At 71.6% G+C, this 19,864-nt stretch carries 20 protein-coding genes; 9 read left to right on the top strand and 11 right to left on the bottom strand.

The window, feature by feature from the left end; all coding sequences use genetic code 11:
• Positions 1–14 precede the first annotated feature (14 nt).
• On the bottom strand, positions 15–983 hold the full coding sequence (locus tag AMK33_RS23695) for a hypothetical protein (protein ID WP_073934953.1): 969 nt from the start codon (positions 981–983) through the stop codon (positions 15–17).
• 160 nt (positions 984–1,143) lie between these two features.
• Positions 1,144–2,589 (bottom strand): glyceraldehyde-3-phosphate dehydrogenase, encoded by a 1,446-nt coding sequence (locus tag AMK33_RS23690; RefSeq protein WP_073934952.1) that lies wholly within the window; start codon positions 2,587–2,589, stop codon positions 1,144–1,146.
• Between the two features lie 199 nt (positions 2,590–2,788).
• Between AMK33_RS23690 and AMK33_RS23685 the strand changes: the two genes are divergently transcribed.
• Entirely contained in the window at positions 2,789–3,193 is a 405-nt protein-coding gene (locus AMK33_RS23685) for an SseB family protein (RefSeq protein WP_073934951.1), read from the top strand.
• Between the two features lie 14 nt (positions 3,194–3,207).
• On the opposite strand, the gene AMK33_RS23680 is transcribed toward AMK33_RS23685, so the two are convergent.
• The 5 genes from AMK33_RS23680 to AMK33_RS23660 all read right to left on the bottom strand — a co-directional run bounded on the left by AMK33_RS23680 (position 3,208) and on the right by AMK33_RS23660 (position 8,033).
• Positions 3,208–3,597: a MarR family transcriptional regulator gene (locus AMK33_RS23680; RefSeq protein WP_073934950.1), complete on the bottom strand. Its 390-nt coding sequence runs from the start codon at positions 3,595–3,597 to the stop codon at positions 3,208–3,210.
• 224 nt (positions 3,598–3,821) lie between these two features.
• Positions 3,822–4,853, bottom strand: coding sequence for a LacI family DNA-binding transcriptional regulator (locus AMK33_RS23675; protein ID WP_073934949.1), 1,032 nt, complete (start codon positions 4,851–4,853; stop codon positions 3,822–3,824).
• A complete protein-coding gene (locus AMK33_RS23670; protein ID WP_073934948.1) occupies positions 4,850–5,743 on the bottom strand; it encodes a carbohydrate ABC transporter permease in 894 nt (297 codons plus the stop codon). Before AMK33_RS23670 ends, AMK33_RS23675 begins: the two co-directional genes overlap by 4 nt.
• Complete coding sequence (locus AMK33_RS23665) at positions 5,740–6,717, bottom strand: carbohydrate ABC transporter permease (RefSeq protein WP_073934947.1); 978 nt, start codon at positions 6,715–6,717, stop codon at positions 5,740–5,742. The genes AMK33_RS23670 and AMK33_RS23665 overlap by 4 nt, the downstream gene beginning before the upstream one ends.
• Complete coding sequence (locus AMK33_RS23660; RefSeq protein ID WP_073934946.1) at positions 6,714–8,033, bottom strand: ABC transporter substrate-binding protein; 1,320 nt, start codon at positions 8,031–8,033, stop codon at positions 6,714–6,716. The genes AMK33_RS23665 and AMK33_RS23660 overlap by 4 nt, the downstream gene beginning before the upstream one ends.
• Before the next feature lie 184 nt (positions 8,034–8,217).
• Here AMK33_RS23660 and AMK33_RS23655 point away from each other — a divergent pair, with 184 nt between their 5' ends.
• From AMK33_RS23655 to crcB (AMK33_RS23630), 6 genes are all read left to right on the top strand, one after another.
• A complete protein-coding gene (locus tag AMK33_RS23655; RefSeq protein WP_073934945.1) occupies positions 8,218–10,239 on the top strand; it encodes a beta-galactosidase in 2,022 nt (673 codons plus the stop codon).
• A gap of 116 nt (positions 10,240–10,355) precedes the next feature.
• A complete protein-coding gene (locus tag AMK33_RS23650; protein WP_073934944.1) occupies positions 10,356–11,915 on the top strand; it encodes a glycoside hydrolase family 53 protein in 1,560 nt (519 codons plus the stop codon).
• 163 nt (positions 11,916–12,078) lie between these two features.
• The gene (locus AMK33_RS23645) at positions 12,079–12,336 is read left to right on the top strand and encodes a helix-turn-helix domain-containing protein (protein ID WP_073935114.1); all 258 of its coding nucleotides are present in this window, start codon (positions 12,079–12,081) and stop codon (positions 12,334–12,336) included.
• 75 nt (positions 12,337–12,411) lie between these two features.
• Positions 12,412–12,855, top strand: coding sequence for a fluoride efflux transporter CrcB (crcB, locus tag AMK33_RS23640; protein ID WP_073934943.1), 444 nt, complete (start codon positions 12,412–12,414; stop codon positions 12,853–12,855).
• Positions 12,852–13,232, top strand: coding sequence for a DUF190 domain-containing protein (locus AMK33_RS23635; RefSeq protein WP_073934942.1), 381 nt, complete (start codon positions 12,852–12,854; stop codon positions 13,230–13,232). Before crcB (AMK33_RS23640) ends, AMK33_RS23635 begins: the two co-directional genes overlap by 4 nt.
• Positions 13,229–13,603, top strand: a complete 375-nt coding sequence (gene crcB / locus AMK33_RS23630; RefSeq protein ID WP_073934941.1) for a fluoride efflux transporter CrcB — start codon at positions 13,229–13,231, stop codon at positions 13,601–13,603. The genes AMK33_RS23635 and crcB (AMK33_RS23630) overlap by 4 nt, the downstream gene beginning before the upstream one ends.
• Here crcB (AMK33_RS23630) and AMK33_RS23625 read toward each other — a convergent pair.
• Positions 13,600–14,646: a fatty acid desaturase family protein gene (locus AMK33_RS23625; protein ID WP_073934940.1), complete on the bottom strand. Its 1,047-nt coding sequence runs from the start codon at positions 14,644–14,646 to the stop codon at positions 13,600–13,602. The genes crcB (AMK33_RS23630) and AMK33_RS23625 overlap by 4 nt on opposite strands.
• A 211-nt stretch (positions 14,647–14,857) precedes the next feature.
• On the opposite strand from AMK33_RS23625, the gene AMK33_RS23620 reads away from it, so the two are divergent.
• Positions 14,858–15,532: a FadR/GntR family transcriptional regulator gene (locus AMK33_RS23620; protein WP_073934939.1), complete on the top strand. Its 675-nt coding sequence runs from the start codon at positions 14,858–14,860 to the stop codon at positions 15,530–15,532.
• Complete coding sequence (locus AMK33_RS23615) at positions 15,532–16,548, top strand: asparaginase (RefSeq protein WP_073934938.1); 1,017 nt, start codon at positions 15,532–15,534, stop codon at positions 16,546–16,548. The genes AMK33_RS23620 and AMK33_RS23615 overlap by 1 nt, the downstream gene beginning before the upstream one ends.
• Before the next feature lie 135 nt (positions 16,549–16,683).
• On the opposite strand, the gene AMK33_RS23610 is transcribed toward AMK33_RS23615, so the two are convergent.
• The 3 genes from AMK33_RS23610 to AMK33_RS23600 form a co-directional block, all read right to left on the bottom strand.
• Positions 16,684–17,841 (bottom strand): D-alanyl-D-alanine carboxypeptidase family protein, encoded by a 1,158-nt coding sequence (locus AMK33_RS23610; protein ID WP_073934937.1) that lies wholly within the window; start codon positions 17,839–17,841, stop codon positions 16,684–16,686.
• 91 nt (positions 17,842–17,932) lie between these two features.
• On the bottom strand, positions 17,933–19,072 hold the full coding sequence (gene rho / locus AMK33_RS23605; RefSeq protein ID WP_073934936.1) for a transcription termination factor Rho: 1,140 nt from the start codon (positions 19,070–19,072) through the stop codon (positions 17,933–17,935).
• Positions 19,073–19,444: 372 nt separating this feature from the next.
• The gene (locus AMK33_RS23600; protein WP_073934935.1) at positions 19,445–19,843 is read right to left on the bottom strand and encodes a nuclear transport factor 2 family protein; all 399 of its coding nucleotides are present in this window, start codon (positions 19,841–19,843) and stop codon (positions 19,445–19,447) included.
• Positions 19,844–19,864: the final 21 nt, after the last annotated feature.

Below are 19,864 nucleotides of genomic sequence, written 5' to 3'. Positions count from 1 at the left end.
GCGGCCGGCGGACGTCACCCTCCGCCGACGCCGCCCTGCCGTCCCCGTTCCGCCTTGGCCTGGTGCTGCTCGAACCGCTGGAGCGCGGGCCCGTCGGTGTTCCACGGCCAGGGTGTGACCATGCCCTGCAGCGTCTGGAACACATGGTGCGCGTCGACGGCCCGGCCGGCCGCGCACAGCGCGTACGCCAGCACGTTCAGATCGGCCTGCGCCGCCGCGTGCTGGAAGAAACCCGGCTTCGCCCACAGCGCGGCCGCCTGGTCCAGCGCGGCCGCGATCTGTCCGCCCTCCCACAGCTGACCGGCCGTCATGGCCCGCACCCCGCCCTGCGCCAGCAGTCCCTGGTACTGCCGCACGGCCGCGGTCAACTCGACCGCCGCACAGGCCGCGTTGGCCGGGATACGGGTGCGCACCACGTCGACGAAGTCGAGGACGGCCGCGCTGGACCCGCCCTCCTCCGGCGACAGGTAAGCGAGCATCTGCAGATACGCCTCACGGTGCCAGCGGTCGCGCCCGGTGGCCTCCCGCCAGACGGCGTTGACGTCGTTCTGGCCGTAGCGCTCGATCCGGGACACACCGAGCAGGACCACCCACGGCAGCGGATCCTCCGGTCTTCGCTCGGCGGCCTGGTGGCACTGGGAGACCAACTGTCCGGCGTCCTCCAGGTGTCCGTCCCGCAGACCGCGCACCAGCCCGGTCCAGGAGTGGAACACCAGGGCGTCCGCGCTCTGCGGCTCCCGGCCCAGCCACGCCGCCGCGATCCCGGCGTCGGCCGTCGCCTCGGCCAGTACGGACACCCGGTGACCGCGACGGTCCCAGTCGTCCCCCGTCTCCTCCAGCAAGGAGGACACGAGGGTCACGTCCGCGGCCCTGCCGCCCCCGTTCCGCTTGCTCAACCGCCCCAGTACGCGCGCCAGCTCGGCGTCGTCGAGGGCGGGCACGATACGGGGGCGTTTACCGGTGCGACTGCTGAAGAGGGCCATGCCGGAAGACTAGGAACTCCACGTGCCCCGGCAACCCGTACGGGATGATCGTTACCGATCTGCCCCTTACCGCCGGTACAGCGGGCATACCGGGGCGGGGCCGGGCATCTCGCCCGCCCCGTCCTGTCGTCGCGTCCGTTCCGCTTGCCGGCCTCCCGGGTCAGACCGCCGGGGCCGGGTAGGTCGGGTACTCCACCCCGGAAACGTACTGGACGACCCGGATGACCTGGCAGGAGTAGCCGAACTCGTTGTCGTACCAGAGGTAGAGGATCGCGTTGTCGCCCTCGACCTTCAGCGCGCCGGCGTCGACGATCGAGGCGTGGCGCGAGCCGATGAAGTCGCTGGAGACCGCGTCGGGCGCGCTGATGAAGTCGATCTGGCGCTTGAGCGGCGAGGTCAGTGACACGTTGCGCAGGTGGTCGAGGACCTCCTGACGGTCGGTGGCACGGCCGAGCTGGAGGTTGAGGATCGCGATCGAGACGTCCGGCACGGGCACCCGGATCGAGCTGCCGGTGATGGTCGCGTCGAGGTCGGGCAGCGCCTTGGCGACGGCCGAGGCGGCACCCGTCTCGGTGATCACCATGTTCAGCGGCGCCGAACGGCCGCGGCGCTCCGACTTGTGGTAATTGTCCAGCAGGTTCTGGTCGTTGGTGAACGAGTGCACCGTCTCCACGTGCCCGCGCAGCACCCCGTACTCGTCCGCCATCGCCTTCAGCGGCGGCACGATCGCGTTGGTGGTGCAGGACGCGCAGGACAGGATCCGCTCGTCCGGCTTGAGGGTGTCGTGGTTGACGCCGTGCACGATGTTGGGCACGTCGCCCTTGCCGGGCGCGGTGAGCACCACCTTGTCGATGCCGGGGCGCAGGTGCAGCGAAAGCCCCTCGCGGTCGCGCCACTTGCCGGTGTTGTCGATGAGGATGGCGTTCTTGATGCCGTACGCCGTGTAGTCGATCTCCGTCGGGTCGCCCGCGTAGATCACCTTGACGGTGTTGCCGTTGGCGGTGATCGTGCTGTTCGCCTCGTCGACGGTGATGGTGCCCTGGAACTGGCCGTGCACGGAGTCGCGGCGCAGCAGCGAGGCCCGCTTGACGATGTCCTGCTCACCGCCCCGGCGGACCACGATCGCGCGCAGGCGGAGACCGTTGCCGGACCCCGACTTCTCGATGAGTAGCCGGGCCAGGAGGCGGCCGATGCGGCCGAAGCCGTAGAGGACGACGTCGCGCGGCTCGCGGCGGTCGATCTTGTCGGCGCCGGTCGCGCCGGCGACGGCCTCGGCGGTGAACCCGGCCACCGACAGCCCCCGGTCGTCGGCGCGGTAGGCCTCGGCGAGCAGGCCGATGTCGATCTGGGACGGGCCGAGGTCGAGCGTGGTGAGCGCCTGGAGGAAGGGCAGCGTCTCGGTGACCGAGAGCTCCTCGCCGGCGATCTGCCGGGCGAAGCGGTGGGTCTTGAGGATGCTGACCACCGACTTGTTCACCAAGGAGCGGCTGTGCAGCAGGACGGTGACGTCCCGCTCGCGGTGCAGCTTCCCGATGATCGGGATCATCGACTCCGCGATCTCCTCGCGGTGCTTCCAGCTGGTGAACGAGTCTTCGTTGACAGTCACAGGATCATCTTTCGAGCTAGAGGGTGCTCATATGATAGCCATGCGGATCATCGGGTCCGGAGGGGGTGCCGGAAGGGCGGTGAGCAGGCCGGAACCCGCAGGGTTGCGCGACATGCGAACGGGTACGCGTGCAGCACCGTGCCCGGGCCGGATCTTGTCCCGGGCGGGCCGTACGACCGCCGCTACCAGGGAATCTGCCATGGAAACACCCGCGCACGAGAACAACGCCCCCACGCCCGCGCAGCGGGCCCTGGACGCACTGTCGGAGAACACCGAGGACACGATGGCGCTGGACGCCCTCGCGAACAGCGACGTACTGATCCCGGTGCCGGACGACGCGGGCGACGAGGAGGCCGCCGACCCCGGCGCGGTCGCCCTTCCGGTGCTGGAGCAGCCGGGCGGCACCCAGGTGGTGCCCGTGTTCACGTCCGAACTGGAGATGGCCGGACTGCTGCCGTTCGTCTCCCGCTACCGGCTCGTCCCGCTCGGCGCGCTCGCCGCCCAGTGGCCGGCCGAGGAGCTGTCACTCACCATCGACGGCAGCTCCGAGCACCGTCTGACGCTCACCTCGGAGGGGGTGCGTACGCTGCTGGCCCGCCCGTAGGTCCGGCCCGGGTCCTATTCGCCCAGTGTGCGGGCGAGTGCGGCGCGCTGTACCGGCAGCGCCTCGGCGTGCAGCTCCCGCCCCTTCGGGGTGAGCTGCACGTACACCCCGCGCCTGTCCTCCAGGCACATGCTGCGCTCCACCAGGCCGTCCTTCTCCAGGCGGGCGATGAGGCGGGACAGCGCGCTCTGGCTGAGGTGGACCCGGCCCACCAGGTTCTGCACCCGGCACTGCTCGCCGTCCGGAGGCGTCGCGGTCGCAAGCAGATCGAGCACCTCGAAGTCGGAGGCGCCCAGACCGTACGGGTGCAGCGCGCGGTCGATCTCGCCCAGGGTGCGCGCGTGCACCGCGAGGATGTCACGCCACCGTTCCTCGAGCCGCGCCCCGGCCGTCTCCGCTGCCATACCCGAACGGTAACACTCGTCCGACATTCAATGAATGTGCAACGAACGCGCGGCGACGGCCCTTCACGGCAGGTCGGGCGGGCGCGTCCCGGAGCGGACCGGCGAGGTCGCCGTCCGGGCCCCGCACGGAGGCGATCGGCGTGCCGCCGCCGGCGTCCCGCGGGGTTCCACCCCGAGCAGGACCCGGAACCGTGCCTTCGCCGGGCCGGGGCCCCGCGCGGGGCCTACGTCGAGTCCCGCTTCACCAGCTCCGTCGGCAGGATCACCGCCGCCGGGTCCTCGCCGCCGATCTGCGCCAGCAGCACCCGCACCATCTCCGTGCTGATGCGGTCCCACGGCTGGCGGATCGTGGTGAGCTCGGGGCTCGCGGCGACGGCCGCGGGGGAGTCGTCGAAGCCGCCGACCGCGACGTCCTCGGGCACCCGGCGCCCCGCCCGGTGCAGCGCCGTGAGCACGCCCTGGGCCATCAGGTCGGACGCGACGAACACCGCGTCCACGTCCGGGGCCCGCGCCAGCAGCCGCTCGGCGCCGGCCTCGCCGCTGGCCCGGCTGTAGTCGCCGGAGACGACGAGCCGCTCGTCGGCCTCGACGCCCGCCTCGGCGAGCACCTCCCGGTAACCTGCGAGGCGCTCCACGCCGCCAGGGGTGTCGAGCGGACCGGTCACCACGCCGATCCGCCGCCGGCCCAGTGCCAGCAGATGCCGCACCATGTCCCGCGCGCCGTCCCGGTCGTCGGCGGCCACGTAACTGACCTTCGAGCCCATCCCGATGGGCTTGCCGCACGCGACCAGCGGCACTCCCGCCGCCCGCAGCTCCTCCGCCACCGGGTCACCGGAGTGGCTGGACACCAGCAGCACCCCGTCGACGTGCCCGGCGGTGATGTACCGCGTGATGCGCCGCCGTTCGTCGTCCGTGCCGGCCAGCATCAGCAGCAGCGGCACGTCGTGCGCGGCCAGCGCCTGCGTGCAACCACGCAGCAGGACATTGAAGTTGGGGTCCTCGAAGAACCGCTCCTGGGGCTCCGTGAGCAGGAAGCCCACCGAGTCGGACCGGCCGGTGATCAGCGAGCGGGCGTGCCGGTTGACGACGTAGCCCGTCTTGCGGATGGCGGCGTCGACCGCCTGAGCCGCGGCGGGGCTGACGTAGTGACCGCCGTTGAGCACCCGCGAGACGGTGCCGCGCGAGACACCGGCCTCGCGCGCCACGTCGTGGATCGTCGGCGGCTTGCGCCTGCCCCCCGTGTTGCTCATGGTCATGACTTTACGGCCCCGGAGAGCAGATCCAGGCTCCAGAACCGCTGGACGACCAGGAACAGCGCCACCAGCGGGAACACGGCGAGGAACGCGCCCGTGATCACCAGTGTGTACAGCGCCGGGGTGTTGGCGCCCTGTTCGAGCAGGGTGTGCAGACCGAGGGTGATCGGGAACTTCTCGTCGTCGCTGAGCATGATGTACGGCAGCAGGAAGTTGTTCCAGATCGCCACGAACTGGAACAGGAAGACCGTCACCAGTCCGGGCACCATCATCGGCAGCGCCACCCGGGAGAAGATCCGCCACTCGCCCGCGCCGTCCATCCGCCCGGCCTCCACCACGTCCGTCGGCACCGCGGCCGCGGCGTAGATCCGCGCGAGGTAGACGCCGTACGGGGAGAGGATCTGCGGCAGCAGCACCGACAGGTAGGAGTCCGTGAGGTCCGCCTTCGCCAGCAGCAGGTACTGCGGGATGGCGAGGATCACCGGCGGCATCAGCACGCCCGCGAGCAGCACGTTGAACAGCGCCTCACGGCCCCGGAAGCGGTAGACCGCCAGCGCGTAGCCGCTGAACGCCGACACGCACGTCGACAGCAGCGCGCCCGCTCCGGCGTACAGGGCGGAGTTGCCCATCCACTGCCAGTAGACGCCGTCGCGGTAGGCGCCGAGGTCGGAGAGGTTGTCGGCGAAGCCGGTGCCCGGCCAGAACGTGAAGGTGGAGAACAGCTCCGAGCCGGACTTGGTGGAGGCGATGACCACCCAGGCGACCGGCAGCAGGCAGTACAGCGCGCCGAGCAGCAGCGTCACGGTCGGGACCAGCGCGGTCCGGCGGGGGCGCGCCGGACCGCGGGCGGTGCCGGCCGTGGGCTCGGCCTTGGGCAGGGCCAGAGAGCTCATCGGGCCGCCTCCTGCTTGTTGCGTCGGTTCGTCGCCCGCAGGAAACCGAAGGACAGCACCAGGGTGGCGAGCGCGATGAGGGTCGCCTGGGCGGCGGCCGCGTGGATGTCGCCGTTGCCGAAGGCGTCCTGGTACACCTTCATCAGCGGACTCCAGGTGGTGGAAACGGAGTTGGTGAGCGGCTTGAGGACGGTCGGTTCGCTGAACACCTGGAGCGTCGCGATGATCGAGAAGAAGAAGGTCAGCACCAGTGAGGGCGCCACCATCGGGATCTTGATCCGCAGCGCGATCTGCAGCGGCGTGGCGCCGTCCAGCTTCGCCGCCTCGTACACCTCGGCGGGGATGGCCCGCAGCGCGGTGTAGATGACGATCATGTTGAAGCCGGTGCCGCCCCAGACCGCGATGTTCGACAGCGCCAGATACAGCGGCCCGCCGTCCAGCAGATCCGGCTGCGGCAGACCGAACTCGTCGAGCACGAAGTAGAACGGGCTCACGTCCGGCAGGTACAGGAAGCCCCACAGCAGGGCCGCCACCACACCGGGGACGGCGTACGGCAGGAAGATCGCGAGCCGGGTGAAGGGAGCGAGCCGCACCTTCTCGGAGTCGAGCATCAGCGCGAACAGCAGCGCCAGGCCCAGCATGACCGGCACCACGATGCAGCCGTAACCGAGCACGCGCAGCGCGCCGTTCAGCAGCTCGCTGTCGGACAGGGCGTCGGTGTAGTTCTCCAGACCGGCCCAGACCTCCTCACGGGCGCCGGCCCCGAGGCCGAGCCCGGAGACCTGCACCTTGCGGAAGCTGAGCCAGACGGCGTACCCGATGGGCAGTGCGAAGAACAGGAGGAACAAGAGGGTCGCGGGGACGAGGAAAAAGTAGGGGGCGCTTCGCGCTCGTTTGAGGGCGGTGGTGGGAGACGGGTGGGCGTACGGGGCCCCCTTGACCCCGTACGACGTCCGGCGGACGGGGGACTTCACTCCGCGACCCCGAAGCCCTGCTTCTTCAGGTCGGCGACCGTGTCCCGCTGCATGGTGTCCAGGGCGGCGGTGAAGTCCGACTTGTTCTTCGCGGCGGCACCGAAGGCGTCCTTGAACGTCGTGTAGGCGACGTTGACGTTCGGGCCCCAGGCGGACGGCGCGGTGGTCTCCGCGATCGCGGCGGCCTTCTTGTAGAAGTCGGGCTGGTTGGCGAAGTACTCGGGCGGGCTCATGAAGGCGCCGCTGAGCTGGGCCGAGGTGGAGGCCGGGTAGATGCCGCCCTCCTTCGCCAGCGCGTTGAGCGCGTCGCCGTCGGTGTTCAGCCAGGCGGCGAACCTCGCGGCGGCCTCCTTGTTCTTCGAGTCGGTGGTGACACCGGTGGAGGAACCGCCCCAGCTGCCGGTGCTGCTCTCGCCGTCGCCCCACTGGGGGAGCGGGGCCATGGCCCACTTGCCCTTGGTGTCGGGCGCGGCCGTGGTCAGCGTGCCCGGCGCCCACACCGCGCTCACCCACGCGATCTGCTTGCCGGTGTTGAGCGCCTTGTTCCAGGCCGGGGTGTACATCGGCTGGTTGTCGACGGCGCCCTCCTTCACCAGGCCGCCCCAGAACTCGGCGACCTTCTTGGTGGCGTCGTCGTCGATGCCGACCTTCCACTTGTCGCCGGAGGTGGTCCACCACTGGGCGCCTGCCTGCTGGGCGAGCCCCGCGAACAGGCCGGAGTCGTTGGCGGAGAAGGTGGTCAGGTCCTTGTCGGGGGCCTTCCTCTTCAGCTCGCGGGCCGTCTCGGCGAACTCCTCCCAGGTGGCCGGGACGGAGAGCCCGTACTCCTTGAACAGGTCCTCGCGGTAGTAGAACATCATCGGCCCGATGTCCTGCGGGACCGCGTAGACGGCGTCCGTGCCGAGCGTGGTCTGCTGCCAGACGCCCTCGGCGAACTTGCTCTTCACGTCGCCCACGGTGTCGCCTATGTCGGCGAGCGCGTCATTGCTGACCAGCGTGGGCAGCGCCTGGTACTCCGCCTGCACCAGGTCGGGCGCCTTGCCGGCCTTGTGCGCGGTGAGGATCTTGGTGACCAGCGTGTCGCCGGACGCCTGCTTCTTCACCGTGACGGTGATCTGCTCCTTCTTGCCCGGCCCCTTGTTCCACAGGTCGACGACCTTGTCCATGCCGGGGGTCCAGGTCCAGTACGTCAGTGAGACCGGGCCCGACCGGGCCTCGCCGTCGTCGGACGACGAGCCGCAGGCGGCGAGTGCGGTGGCGCCGAGCGCGACGGCGACGGCGGAACTCACGAGGCGACGGCGCTTCGTGTACGGCATGGAACTCTCCCCTGACCTGGGGCCTCCGCCTGATGCGAAGACCAGCCATGCTTCTGTGATCGTTCACAGTAGAGAAACATCCCGGACACTTGTCAATGGTTGTTGCTGTGCGGTTATGTTGGCCCCGCACCGCCGAAAATGTGTGTGCACGTTCCCAAAAGATCGACACATCGGGAGAGAATCCATGCCGGAGACCACCCCCAGGGGCCTCACCGGGCTCGCCTTCGGTGGGGACTACAACCCCGAGCAGTGGCCGGAAAACGTCTGGGACGAGGACGTACGGCTGATGCGGGAGGCCGGCGTCACCATGGTGAGCGCCGGGATCTTCTCCTGGGCCCTGCTGGAGCCCGCGCCCGGCGAGTACGACTTCGGCTGGCTCGACCGCAACCTCGACCTGCTCCACGCGGGCGGCATCCGCGTCGACCTCGGCACGCCCACCGTGGCGCCGCCCGCCTGGTTCTACCGCGCCCACCCCGACGCGCTGCCCGTCACCGAAGACGGCGTGCGCCTGGGGTTCGGCTCCCGCGGCGCCATCTGCCACAGCAACGCCGACTACCGGGCCGCCGCCGCGAACATCACCACCAAGCTCGCCGAGCGCTACGGCGACCACCCCGCGCTCGCCCTGTGGCACGTCCACAACGAGTACGGCGTCCCCGTCTCCGCCTGCTACTGCGACTCCTGCGCCGCTCACTTCCGCCGCTGGCTGGAGCGGGAGTACGGCACGGTCGACGCAGTCAACGAGGCCTGGGGGACCGCCTTCTGGGGCCAGCGCTACGCCGCCTTCGACGAGATCAACCCGCCGCGCCGGACCCCGACGGTCGGCAACCCCGCCCAGGCGCTGGACTACCGGCGGTTCGCCGACGCCACCATGCGCGAGAACTTCACGGCCGAGCGGGACATCCTGCACCGCCTCTCACCCGGCGTCCCGGTCACCACCAACTTCATGACCGCCCTCAGCCAGTGCGACTCCGTCGACTACTGGGCCTGGGGCCGCGAGGTGGACCTCGTCACCAACGACCACTACCTGATCACCGACGGCCGCCGCACCCACGTCAACCTCGCCATGGCCGCCGACCTCACCCGCTCCGTCGCCGGCGGCGCCCCCTGGCTGCTGCTCGAACACTCCACCTCGGGCGTCAACTGGCAGCCCCGCAACCCCGCCAAGGCCCCCGGCCAGATGGCCCGCAACTCCCTCGCCCACGTGGCCCGCGGCTCCGAGGGCGCGATGTTCTTCCAGTGGCGCCAGTCCCGGCGCGGCGCCGAGAAGTTCCACTCCGCGATGCTGCCGCACGGCGGCACCGGGACCCGCGTCTTCCGCGAGGTGACCGAACTCGGCGCGTCCGTCCGGTCGTTGGCGCCGGTCCGGGGCACCCGCACCGAGGCCGACGTCGCCGTGCTGTGGGACTGGCACTCCTGGTGGGCGCAGAACCTCGACTGGCGCCCCAGCGAGGACCACGACGCCCGCGAACGCGCCGACGCCTGGTACGAGGCCCTCTACGACCACCACCTCACCGTCGACTTCGCCCACCCCGAAGCCGACTTGTCGAGGTATCCCCTTGTCGTCGTACCGGCCCTGTACCTGATGACGGAGGCGGCCGGGAACAACCTCAGGGAGTACGTCGAGAACGGCGGCACCCTCGTGGTGTCGTACTTCTCCGGCATCGTCGACGAACACGACGCCGTGCACGAGGGCCCCTACCCGGGCGCCCTGCGCGACGTCCTCGGCCTGACCGTCGAGGAGTTCTCCCCCCTCCTCCAGGGCGAACGGGTCCGCCTGACCGGCCCCGACGGCGCGGAACTCGACGCCGACGTGTGGACGGAGTTCGTGGTGCCGCGGGGCGCCGAGACGGTGTGGACGTACGCCGACGGTCTGACCGGGGGACGCCCGGCCGTCACCCGGCACCGCCTCGGCGAGGGCACCGCCTGGTACGTCTCCACCCGGCTCGGCGCCGAGGGCCTCACCACCCTGCTGGGCCGGGCCGCCGAGGACGCCCGGATCGCCCCGCGCGCCGACCTGCCCCGCGATGTCGAAGTGGTGCGCCGCGCGGGCGAGCCGGGCACCTTCCTGTTCGCGATCAACCACACCGCCACCGACGCCAAGGTGCCGCTGGACACCCCCGGCACCGAGCTGCTGACCGGTGAACGCGCCGCGGGCCGCCTCGCGGTCCCGGCAGGAGCCGTCCGGGTCGTACGACTCGACGGCTGAGCCGCGACTCCCCTCCGCCCGCGTGAGCGCACAGGCCGCGGGCGGAGGGGGCCTCGCCCTCGCCCTCCGGGCGCGGGACATCCCCCCTCCCCACGTCGAAGGGACGACGAACGCCCATGTTCCATCCCAGACGCACACTCCGGGCCCTGCTGCCACCGCTCGTGGCCGGGCTCGCCCTCACCGCCCTGCCCGCCCAGACCGCGACGGCCGCGAGCACGCTCACCAACGGCGGCTTCGAGACCGGCGGTTCCGGCACCGCCACCCCGGCCGGCTGGTCCGAGTACGGCGACACGGCCGCCTCGTACACGGAGTCCGGCGGCCGCGGCGGCGGTCACCGCCTGTCCCACTGGTCGTCCTCCGCCTACCAGGTGGAGACGTACCAGTACCTGTCCGGCCTGGCCGACGGCGACTACAAGCTCACCGCCTGGGTCCGCTCGGGCGGCGGCCAGAACTCCGCCCACCTCGCGCTGAAGAACTGCGGAGGCGCCGAGCAGCGCACCGACCTGCCGGTCTCCGACTCCGGCTGGATACGGATCGTCGTGCCGGTGAAGGTGACCGGCAACCAGTGCACGATCAGCGTCAACAGCGACGCGAACGCCGGCAACTGGATCAACGTCGACGACCTGACCTTCGCCCGCGGCACCTCGGGCCTGCCGGTCAAGGGCGCCGACATCTCCTCCCTGCCCAAGAGCGAGGCCAAGGGCGGGGTCTACCGGACCGCGTCCGGCTCCGCCGGCGACCCGGTCGCGATCCTGAGGTCCGCCGGCATGAACTACGCCCGCCTGAAGGTCTGGGTGAACCCGGCCGACGGCTACAACGACAAGGCGCACGTCCTCGCCATGGCCAAGCGGATCAAGGCGCAGGGCATGAAGCTGCTCGTCGACTTCCACTACTCGGACGCCTGGGCCGACCCGGGCAAGCAGAACAAGCCCGCCGCCTGGGCCGGACACGGCTACGGGCAGCTCAAGAAGGACGTCTACGACCACACGTACGACGTCCTCGACGCCCTCAAGAGGCAGGACACCACCGCCGACATGGTCCAGGTCGGCAACGAGATCAACGGCGGCATGCTGTGGAGCGAGGGCTCCACCGACGACTGGGGCCGGCTCGCCGGACTGCTCAACTCCGGCTACGACGCCGTCAAGGCCGTCAGCCCGTCCACGGTAGCCGCGCTGCACCTCGCCGAGGGCGGTGACCTCGACGGCACCCGCTGGTGGTTCGACAACGCGGTCTCCCACGGCGTGAAGTTCGACGCCATCGGCCTGTCGTACTACGGATACTGGCACGGCACGCTGCACGACTTCCAGACGACCCTGGACGACGCGGCCGGCCGCTACGGCAAGCCCGTCTTCGTCGCCGAGACGGCCTACCCCTTCCGTCTCGACAGCGAGGACGGCCTCGAGAACATCATCGACCTCGACGGCGAACTCGTCCCCGGCTACCCGGCGTCCACCACCGGGCAGACCCGCTGGATGAACGACGTGGCGAGCATCGTGGAGGCCGTCCCGAACGGCCGTGGCCTCGGCGTCTTCTACTGGGAGGCCACCTGGACCGCCCGCGCCGGCAACGGCTGGGACCCGGCCGACCCGTCCTCCGGCAACGGCTGGGAGAACCAGGCGCTGTTCGGCTACGACGACCGCGCGCTGCCCGCGACGGCCTGGTTCCGCCACCGCTGAGCCCGCCGGCCCCGCCCCGCAGACCGGGGGCGGGGCCGAACGGCCTTTTCCCGCACGCCCGTTGGGTCCCGGACAAGGTGCCGTCGGACCGGGACACGGAGCCCCCGCTCACGGCAGAGTGGAAGGGCTCCGGAGCGCGAGGCCCGGCGCGGAGGTGTACGAGATGCTGAGGACCCCCGTCGACGGGACACGACTGCGCATCCTGACGCTGCTGAGGGAACAGGACGCGGCGGCCGACGGCCTGACCGCGGAGGCCGTCGCCGCACGGCTCGGTCTGCCCCACCCGGCCGCCCTCACCCACCTGCGGCTGCTCACGGCCCTCGGCCTGCTGCGCACCACCCGCTCCGGCGCCCGTGTGCGCTACCGGCGCGACGAGGCGCGGATCGCCGAGGTGGCGCGGCTGTTCGAGAAGGGCTGGTAGCGCGCAGGACCGCGACATGACCCGCCGCGTTCCGGGACGTTAGGCTGATCCCGAGCGAGTGGGAGACGTACGACGGTGACAGCCCCGGAAACCGAGGGCCCTCGGGCCCGCCCCGCCTTCCGCACCCAGGCCCCCGTCGTCGCCGCCGTCGCGGTCGGCGGGGGAGCGGGGGCGGCGGCCAGGTACGCGGCCTCCCTGTGGTGGCCGACACCGGCGTACGGGTTCCCCTGGACGATCCTCTGGGTCAATGTCGCCGGCTGCGCCGTCATCGGCGTGTTCATGGTGACCATCACCGAGGTCCGCGCCGCCCACCCCCTGCTCCGCCCGTTCTTCGGCACCGGCGTCCTCGGCGGCTTCACCACCTTCTCGACGTACGCCGTCGACATCCGGAACCTGCTCGACGGCGGCGAGGCGGGCGCCGGACTCGTGTACCTCGCGGTGACCCCGCTCGCGGCGCTCGCCGCCGTGTGGACGGCCGCCACGGCGACCCGCCGCGTTCTGATCAGGAGGCAGCCATGACCCGGCCGACCGGCACCGTCCTCCGCCTGACCGTGTACGTCGGCGAGAACGACACGTGGCACCACCGGCCCCTCTACTCGGAGATCGTCCACCGGGCCCACGCGGCCGGACTCGCGGGGGCCAGCGTCTTCCGCGGCGTCGAGGGCTTCGGCACCTCCTCCGTCGTCCACACCTCCCGGCTGCTCTCCCTCAGCGAGGACCTGCCGGTGGCGGTCGTCGTGGTCGACACCGAGGAGCGCGTACGGGCCTTCCTGCCGGAACTCGACGGGCTGGTCGGCGAGGGCCTGGTCCTCCTCGACCGCTGCGAGGCCGTCCGGCACGTACGCCGCGACGACGGCACCGGAGCCACGGACCGGACGGGCGGGGCGCCGCGGTGAACTGGCTGTACGTGGTGCTGGGCGCCATGGCCGGTGCCCCGCTGCGCTATCTCACCGACCGCGCGGTGCAGTCCCGGCACGACTCGGTGTTCCCCTGGGGGACCTTCACGGTCAACGTCACCGGCAGCCTGGTCCTCGGCCTGCTCACCGGCGCGGTGGCCGCGGGCGCGGCCGACTCCCGCCTCCAGTTGCTCCTCGGCACGGGCCTGTGCGGCGCCCTGACCACCTACTCCACCTTCTCCTACGAGACCCTCCGCCTGGCCGAGACCGGCGCCCGCGGCTACGCCGCCGTGAACGTGGCGGCGAGCGTGACGGCCGGCCTGGGCGCGGCCTTCGCGGGCGCGGCCCTGGCCGGAGCGGTGTGGGGTTAGGCCTTGTCGCGCAGCGGCTCCCCGACCTGCCTGAGGTGACGCAGGGCCTGACGGTGCGAGGCGAGCAGACCCGTCCGGCAGTACGGGATGCCCAGCTCGGCGCAGTACCGCTCGGTGATGACCTGGGCCCGGCCGAGGGCCGGCGTCGGCATGCTGGGGAACAGGTGGTGCTCGATCTGGTAGTTCAGCCCGCCCATGAACACGTCGGTGAACACCCCGCCGTCGACGTTGCGGGAGGTGAGGACCTGACGGCGCAGGAAGTCCAGCTCGGTGCCCTCCTCGATCATCGGCATGCCCTTGTGGTTGGGGGCGAACACGGAGCCGAGGTAGATCCCGAACAGACCCTGGTGCACGGCGATGAACGCGAGCGCCCTGGCGGGGGAGAGGACCAGGAACAGACCTCCGAAGTACACGGCGAAGTGGGCGACCAGCAGCGTCCCCTCCAGCACCGGCCGCTTCATCGACGGGCTGCGCAGCGCCTTGAAACTGCTGAAACTCAGATTGAGGCCCTCCAGGGTCAGCAGCGGAAAGAAAAGGGCCGCCTGGTGCTTTCCGATGAATCGCGCAGGGCCCTTCGCCTGTTTCGCCTGACGCCGTGACCACACGATGATGTCGGGAGCGACATCGGGGTCCTTCTTCTCGTGATTGGGGTTCGCGTGGTGGCGCGTGTGCTTGTTCATCCACCAGCCGTAGCTCATGCCCAGCAGCACATTGGCCACCAGCAGCCCGCCGGTCTCACTGGGGCGCCGGCGGGAGAACACCTGGCGGTGGGCCAGATCGTGCGCGGCCAGTCCGAGCTGCCCGAACACCACCGCCAGAGCGGCGGCGACGATCAGCTGGCTCCAGCTGTCACCCAGGACGAGAAAAGCGGCGACACCGCCGGCGAGCGCCGTTCCCACGGCCCCGAAACGCACCGTGTAATACAGCGGGCGGCGGCGCAGCAGACCCGCTTCGGCCATGCGCCGTGACAATTCGGAAAAGTCGCTTCCCTTTTCGCGTGCGGGCGTGGGCGGGACAGCGGTGAGTACCGTTGGATTGGCCATGTGCTCGAGTATGTGAATGATTTCCGCGGAGCGGAATGACGTTGGCCCCCCGGAGGGGAGTGACGGGGACCCCCCGGCGGGGGTGTGGCTGACCCCACCCTCCCGGCACGGGCCCTCCGCTTGACAGCGCCCGCGCCGCCCCCGCACCATCGGCCCCGTGAACCTGTCAGACAGCCAGACAGGTGGTGCGGGTCCGCGGCGCGTCAGCGCGATGGAAGCGGTCCTCTCCCACCTCCGCGGCGCCATCGAACGCGGCGAGTACGCGATCGGCGACAAGCTGCCCTCCGAGGCGGAGCTGTGCCGCACCCTCGAGGTCTCCCGGCCCGTGCTGCGCGAGGCGCTGCGGGCCCTGCAGACCATGGGCCTGACCGTGTCCAGGACCGGCAAGGGCACCTTCGTCGTCGCCGACGCCGTCGAGGACCCCACCTTCGGCGACTACGCGGCCAGCGACCTGCTCGAGGTGCGCCGGCACATCGAGATCCCGGTCGCCGGGTACGCCGCCGAGCGCCGCACCCCGGAGAACCTGGACCGGCTGAACCGTCTGCTGGACCGGATGGAGCGCGAGACCGACACCACGGCATGGGTCGCGATGGACACCCTCTTCCACCTCACCGTGGCCGAGGCCGCCCAGAACCCGGTCTTCCGCCGGGTCATCGAGGAGATCCGGGACGCGCTGGCCCGCCAGTCCGCCTTCCTCAACGAACTCGGCGGACGCCGTGAGCAGTCCGACCGCGAGCACCGGGCGATCGTCGAGGCACTGACCGACGGCTCCGCGCACGACGCCGTCGAGGCCATGACCCACCACCTCGACCGCGTCGAGACGACCCTCACCGACATCGTGCGCTCCGCGCGCACACCGGCCCACGACTCCCCCCAGGCAGTGTGATGTACAGCACCGTCCCCGCGGACGCACCCCTGATCCGCGAGCCCCTCCACGCCCCCGTCGCCCACCTGATACGCGGCGGGGTCGTCGAAGGCGTCCACTACGGCTCCGTCGTCGTCCTCGGCCCCGACGGCGAGGTCGACCTCCAGCTCGGCGACATCGAGGCCGCCTGCTATCCGCGCTCCGCGCTCAAGCCCGTCCAGGCGGTGGCGATGGTCCGCGCGGGGCTCCCGCTCGACGGCGAACTGCTGTCGCTCGCCGCGGCCAGCCACTCCGGCGAGGAACGCCACCTCGCCGGCGTCCGGCGCGTCCTCGAACTCGCCGGGCTGACGGAGGACGACCTCCGCAACGTCCCCGACCTGCCGTTCGACCCGGTCGTCCGGGACACCTGGGTGCGCGAGGACCGCCCGCCGTCCCGGCTCGCCCAGAACTGCTCCGGCAAGCACGCCGCCATGCTGTACACGGCCAGGCTGAACGGCTGGTCCCTCGACGACTACCTCGACCCCGCCCACCCCCTCCAGCAGGCGATCGCCGAGATCGTCGAGGACCTCACCGGGCAGCGCGTCGCCACGGTCACCGTCGACGGCTGCGGCGCGCCGTTGTTCGCGGTCTCCCTGCGGGGTCTCGCCCACGCCGCCGCGCGGATCACCACCGCCGCGCCCGGCACGCCGGAGGCGCGCGTCGCCGACGCGATGCGGGAGCACGCGGAGATGGCCTCCGGGTCGGGCCGGGACGTGGCCGCGTTGATGCGGGCGGTGCCGGGGCTGCTCGTGAAGGACGGATTCGAGGGTGTTCAGGTTGCCGCGCTGCCTGACGGGCGGGCGGTCGCCGTGAAGATCTCGGACGGGGCGGGGCGGGCGCGGGTGCCGGTCGCCGCGGCGGCGCTGGTGCGGGCGGGGGTGGACGCCTCCTTGCTCAAGGAGTTCGAGGGTGAGGTGTTGCTCGGGGGTGGGCGGCCGGTCGGGGAAGTGCGGGTCGTTCGTGCGCTGGAGTCTGTGACCTCACCGGCCTGGGTGTAGTTGTCCGCGCAGTTCCCCGCGCCCCTTCGGGGTGATTGCGGATTCCTGTTGACCGCGGGTCGGTGGGGGCTTGTCGCGCCCACGCGGCGGAGCCGCATGTCGAGTACAGCCCCGCGCCCCCTCGGGGCGCTCTCGTCACCCTTGATTCGTTGGTACCGGGCCCCATCTGAGGCGTAGGTACAGGGACACGCTCGCGGCGCCCAGGAGGGCGGCCGCGGCGATGGTCCAGGTGACCGGGCGGTGCGGGGTGTCGTGGCTTCGGGCCACGGGGGTCGTGGCGGGCTCCGCCTCAGGGCCGGCCGGCGGGCCGGGGCGCAGGGCGTCCAGGGAGCCCACCGGGGTCACGTGCCCGGTCGCCTCGAAGCCCCAGTCCAGCAGCGTGCGGGCCTCCTCGTACACCGCGTGGCCGCCGCCCGACCGGGGGTTCATGACCGTCACCACGAGGGTGTGACCGTCCCGGCGCGCGGCCGCCACGAGGGTGTTGCCGGCGTTGCTGGTGTAGCCGTTCTTGATGCCGATCAGACCTTCGTAGGGTTCGACGCCGTCCGCGCCGGTGAGCAGCCGGTTGGTGTTCACGATGCCGTACGAGCCGCCGTCGCGGGCCGGGAACAGCGCCTCGTGCCTGGCGCAGTACCGTGCGAACTCGTCGTTGTGCAGCCCCGCCCGCCCGAACACCGCCAGGTCGTACGCCGACGACACCTGGCCGGGTGCGTCGTAGCCGTCGGGTGACTTGACCCGGGTGTCGCGGGCGCCCAGCGCGCGGGCCTTGGCCTGCATCCGCTCGGCCGTGGCCCGCCAGCCCCCGCTGAGCGCGGCCAGCACGCGCACCGCGTCGTTGCCGGAACTGAGGAAGACCCCGTTCCACAGGTCGGACACCCGGTACGTACGGTTCTCCGCGACCCCGACGAGGCTGCTGCCGGGGCCGATGCCCACCAGCTCCTCCTCGCTGACCCGGTGCCGGATGCCGGCGGGGAGGATCGGCAGCACGGTGAGCGCGAACAGCGTCTTGAGCGTGCTGGCCGGCGGCAGCCGGCGGTGCGCGTCGTGCGCCGCCAGTACGTCGCCGGTGCGGGCGTCGGCGACCAGCCACGACAGGGCGGACGGATCCGGGACTCCGGGTGCCCCCGGGAGCGGGCGGACGTGCGTGCCGGGCCGGTACAGCAGCGACTCGGCCGTCGCCCGCGGCCCGGGATCGACGCCGGCGATCGCCGCGGCGGGCGCCGTCACCAGCAGGCCCGCCGTACAGAGCACGCAGGTCGACACGGTAGCCCGCGAAGTAAATCCGATAGTCATACCGCAAACGTAGGAATGGACCTCCCGAACACCGCGCTGCCCCGGCCGGGGACCGCCCGCGAGCACCCGGATGCCGCACGCCGACGGCGCCTCAGCCGCCCGGCAGGGTCGGCTGGACGCGCCGCAGGAACGCCGCGTTGTCGGGGGTCTCACGCATCCGGCCCAGCAGGGTCTCCAGATCGGCCAGCCCGTCCCGCGACCGCAGCACGCGCCGCAGTCCCCGTACGGCGGTCAACTCGGCCGGAGTGAGCAGCAGTTCCTCGCGGCGGGTGCCCGATCCCGTGATGTCGACGGCGGGGAAGAGCCGCCGCGCGGCGGCCTCGCGGCTCAGCCGGAACTCCATGTTGCCGGTGCTCTTGAGCTCCTCGAAATAGAACTCGTCGGCCCGGGAGCCGGTCTCCACCAGGGCGGAGGCGAGAATCGTGAGCGAGCCGCCCTCCTCGGCCTGACGGGCGGCGCCGAAGAACCGCTTGGGCCCGAGCGGCGCGGAGGCGTCGACACCGCCGCTGAGGGTGCGGCCACCGGACGCGGCCGCGTTGTTGTACGCCCGGCACAGCCGGGTCAGCGAGTCGAGGAGCACGACGACGTCCTCGCCCGCCTCGACCAGCCGCCTGGCCCGCTCGACGACCAGCTCGGCGAGCGCGATGTGCTCCTTGGCGGGCCGGTCGAAGGTCGAGGCGTACACCTCGCCGCGCACCGAGCGCCGCATGTCGGTGACCTCCTCGGGGCGTTCGTCGAGCAGCACCACCATCAGCCGGCACTCGGGGTGGTTGCCGGCGACGGCTGCCGCCAGTTGCTGGAGGAGGACGGTCTTGCCGGTCTTGGGCGGCGCCACGAGCAGCCCGCGCTGCCCCTTGCCGACCGGCGCGAGCAGATCGACGACCCGCCCGGCGAGGCCGGACGCCGGATGCTCCAGGCGCAGCCGCCGGTGCGGGTGAAGCGGCGTCAGGTCACGGAAGTGCCGCCGGCCGTGCGGTGCGTCGGGCGTGCGGCCTTCGACGCGGGTGACCTCGGTCAGGGCGTGCCGGTCGCCGCGCACGCCCTCCACGAGGTCGCCCTTGCGCAGGCCGTGGCGGCGCAGCAGCGCGGGGGAGACGGACGGGTCGGAGGGGGAGGGCAGGCAGTTCTCGGCGCGCAGACGCCCCTTCCCGGCCGCGTCGATGTCCAGGACACCGGTGACGAGCTGGGGCCGCTGCCGTACGGGAGGGTGATCGAGTGTGGTGGTGGTCATGCGGGTCGGTCCTTTCGCGGACGACGGACAGGGACGTGCGGTGGGAAGGAGAGAAACCGCGCGGGGAGGGCGGACACGCGCCTCCGGGCGGCGGAGAACAGCACCCCGGTCACGGCGGGAAGAGACCCTGCCGACGAGGTGGTGCGGGAAAGCCGTACGCCGGTCGGACACGACGGGCGGAAGCGGCGAACCGAAGTGATGTGGGAGGAAGAACTGGCACCGACGCCCGAATGGGAGGGGGCGTAACACGAGTGCTGCTTGCACTGTACCACCCGGTGCGGTGGTGGGTACGAAAAAGCGCGGTCCGTACGGACGACGGGCCCGCCGGTGACGACCGGCGGGCCCGTGTCGGAGTCTCGCTCCCGCGCGGGTTCAGGCGGGGCTCTCTCCCGCCTCGCGGGCGATCCGCTCGAACCGCGCCCCCATGGCCGCCGCGAGCGCCTGCGCACCCGACAGCGGACGCACCATCACGGTCAGCTCGTCGATGCGTCCGTCCTCGTCGAGGTGGAGGAAGTCGCAGCCGTCGATCCGGCGGTCACCCACCCGCGCGGTGAACACGAGCGCGTGGTCACGGCCGCCCGCGTCGCCGATCCCGCGCACGTACCGGAAGTCCTCGAAGACCTCCGCGACCGCGCGCAGGATCGCCCCGGTGACCGCTCTGCCGGTGTACGGCTTGAACACGACCGGGCTGGTGAAGACGACGTCCTCCGCCAGCAGCGCCACGACGGCGTCGAGGTCGTGGGCCTCCACCGCCTCCCGGAATGCTCGCATCACGACTCCTATAATCAACTT

The sequence above is a fragment of the Streptomyces sp. CB02400 genome (assembly GCF_001905725.1).
In the GTDB taxonomy this organism is placed as follows: domain Bacteria; phylum Actinomycetota; class Actinomycetes; order Streptomycetales; family Streptomycetaceae; genus Streptomyces; species Streptomyces atrovirens.
The sequence above is the reverse complement of the archived record's forward strand: the minus strand, read 5'-3'. Positions and strand labels throughout refer to the sequence as shown.

Coding starts and splice junctions, on each gene's coding strand:
- AMK33_RS23615 (WP_073934938.1), top strand. CDS start 15,532: ATGTACAGCACCGTCCCCGCGGACGCACCCCTGATCCGCGAGCCCCTC.
- AMK33_RS23675 (WP_073934949.1), bottom strand. CDS start 4,853: ATGACCATGAGCAACACGGGGGGCAGGCGCAAGCCGCCGACGATCCAC.
- rho (WP_073934936.1), bottom strand. CDS start 19,072: ATGACCACCACCACACTCGATCACCCTCCCGTACGGCAGCGGCCCCAG.
- AMK33_RS23685 (WP_073934951.1), top strand. CDS start 2,789: ATGGAAACACCCGCGCACGAGAACAACGCCCCCACGCCCGCGCAGCGG.
- AMK33_RS23600 (WP_073934935.1), bottom strand. CDS start 19,843: ATGCGAGCATTCCGGGAGGCGGTGGAGGCCCACGACCTCGACGCCGTC.
- AMK33_RS23625 (WP_073934940.1), bottom strand. CDS start 14,646: ATGGCCAATCCAACGGTACTCACCGCTGTCCCGCCCACGCCCGCACGC.
- AMK33_RS23680 (WP_073934950.1), bottom strand. CDS start 3,597: ATGGCAGCGGAGACGGCCGGGGCGCGGCTCGAGGAACGGTGGCGTGAC.
- AMK33_RS23620 (WP_073934939.1), top strand. CDS start 14,858: ATGGAAGCGGTCCTCTCCCACCTCCGCGGCGCCATCGAACGCGGCGAG.
- AMK33_RS23650 (WP_073934944.1), top strand. CDS start 10,356: ATGTTCCATCCCAGACGCACACTCCGGGCCCTGCTGCCACCGCTCGTG.
- AMK33_RS23645 (WP_073935114.1), top strand. CDS start 12,079: ATGCTGAGGACCCCCGTCGACGGGACACGACTGCGCATCCTGACGCTG.
- AMK33_RS23635 (WP_073934942.1), top strand. CDS start 12,852: ATGACCCGGCCGACCGGCACCGTCCTCCGCCTGACCGTGTACGTCGGC.
- AMK33_RS23660 (WP_073934946.1), bottom strand. CDS start 8,033: ATGCCGTACACGAAGCGCCGTCGCCTCGTGAGTTCCGCCGTCGCCGTC.
- AMK33_RS23695 (WP_073934953.1), bottom strand. CDS start 983: ATGGCCCTCTTCAGCAGTCGCACCGGTAAACGCCCCCGTATCGTGCCC.
- AMK33_RS23655 (WP_073934945.1), top strand. CDS start 8,218: ATGCCGGAGACCACCCCCAGGGGCCTCACCGGGCTCGCCTTCGGTGGG.
- AMK33_RS23670 (WP_073934948.1), bottom strand. CDS start 5,743: ATGAGCTCTCTGGCCCTGCCCAAGGCCGAGCCCACGGCCGGCACCGCC.
- AMK33_RS23610 (WP_073934937.1), bottom strand. CDS start 17,841: ATGACTATCGGATTTACTTCGCGGGCTACCGTGTCGACCTGCGTGCTC.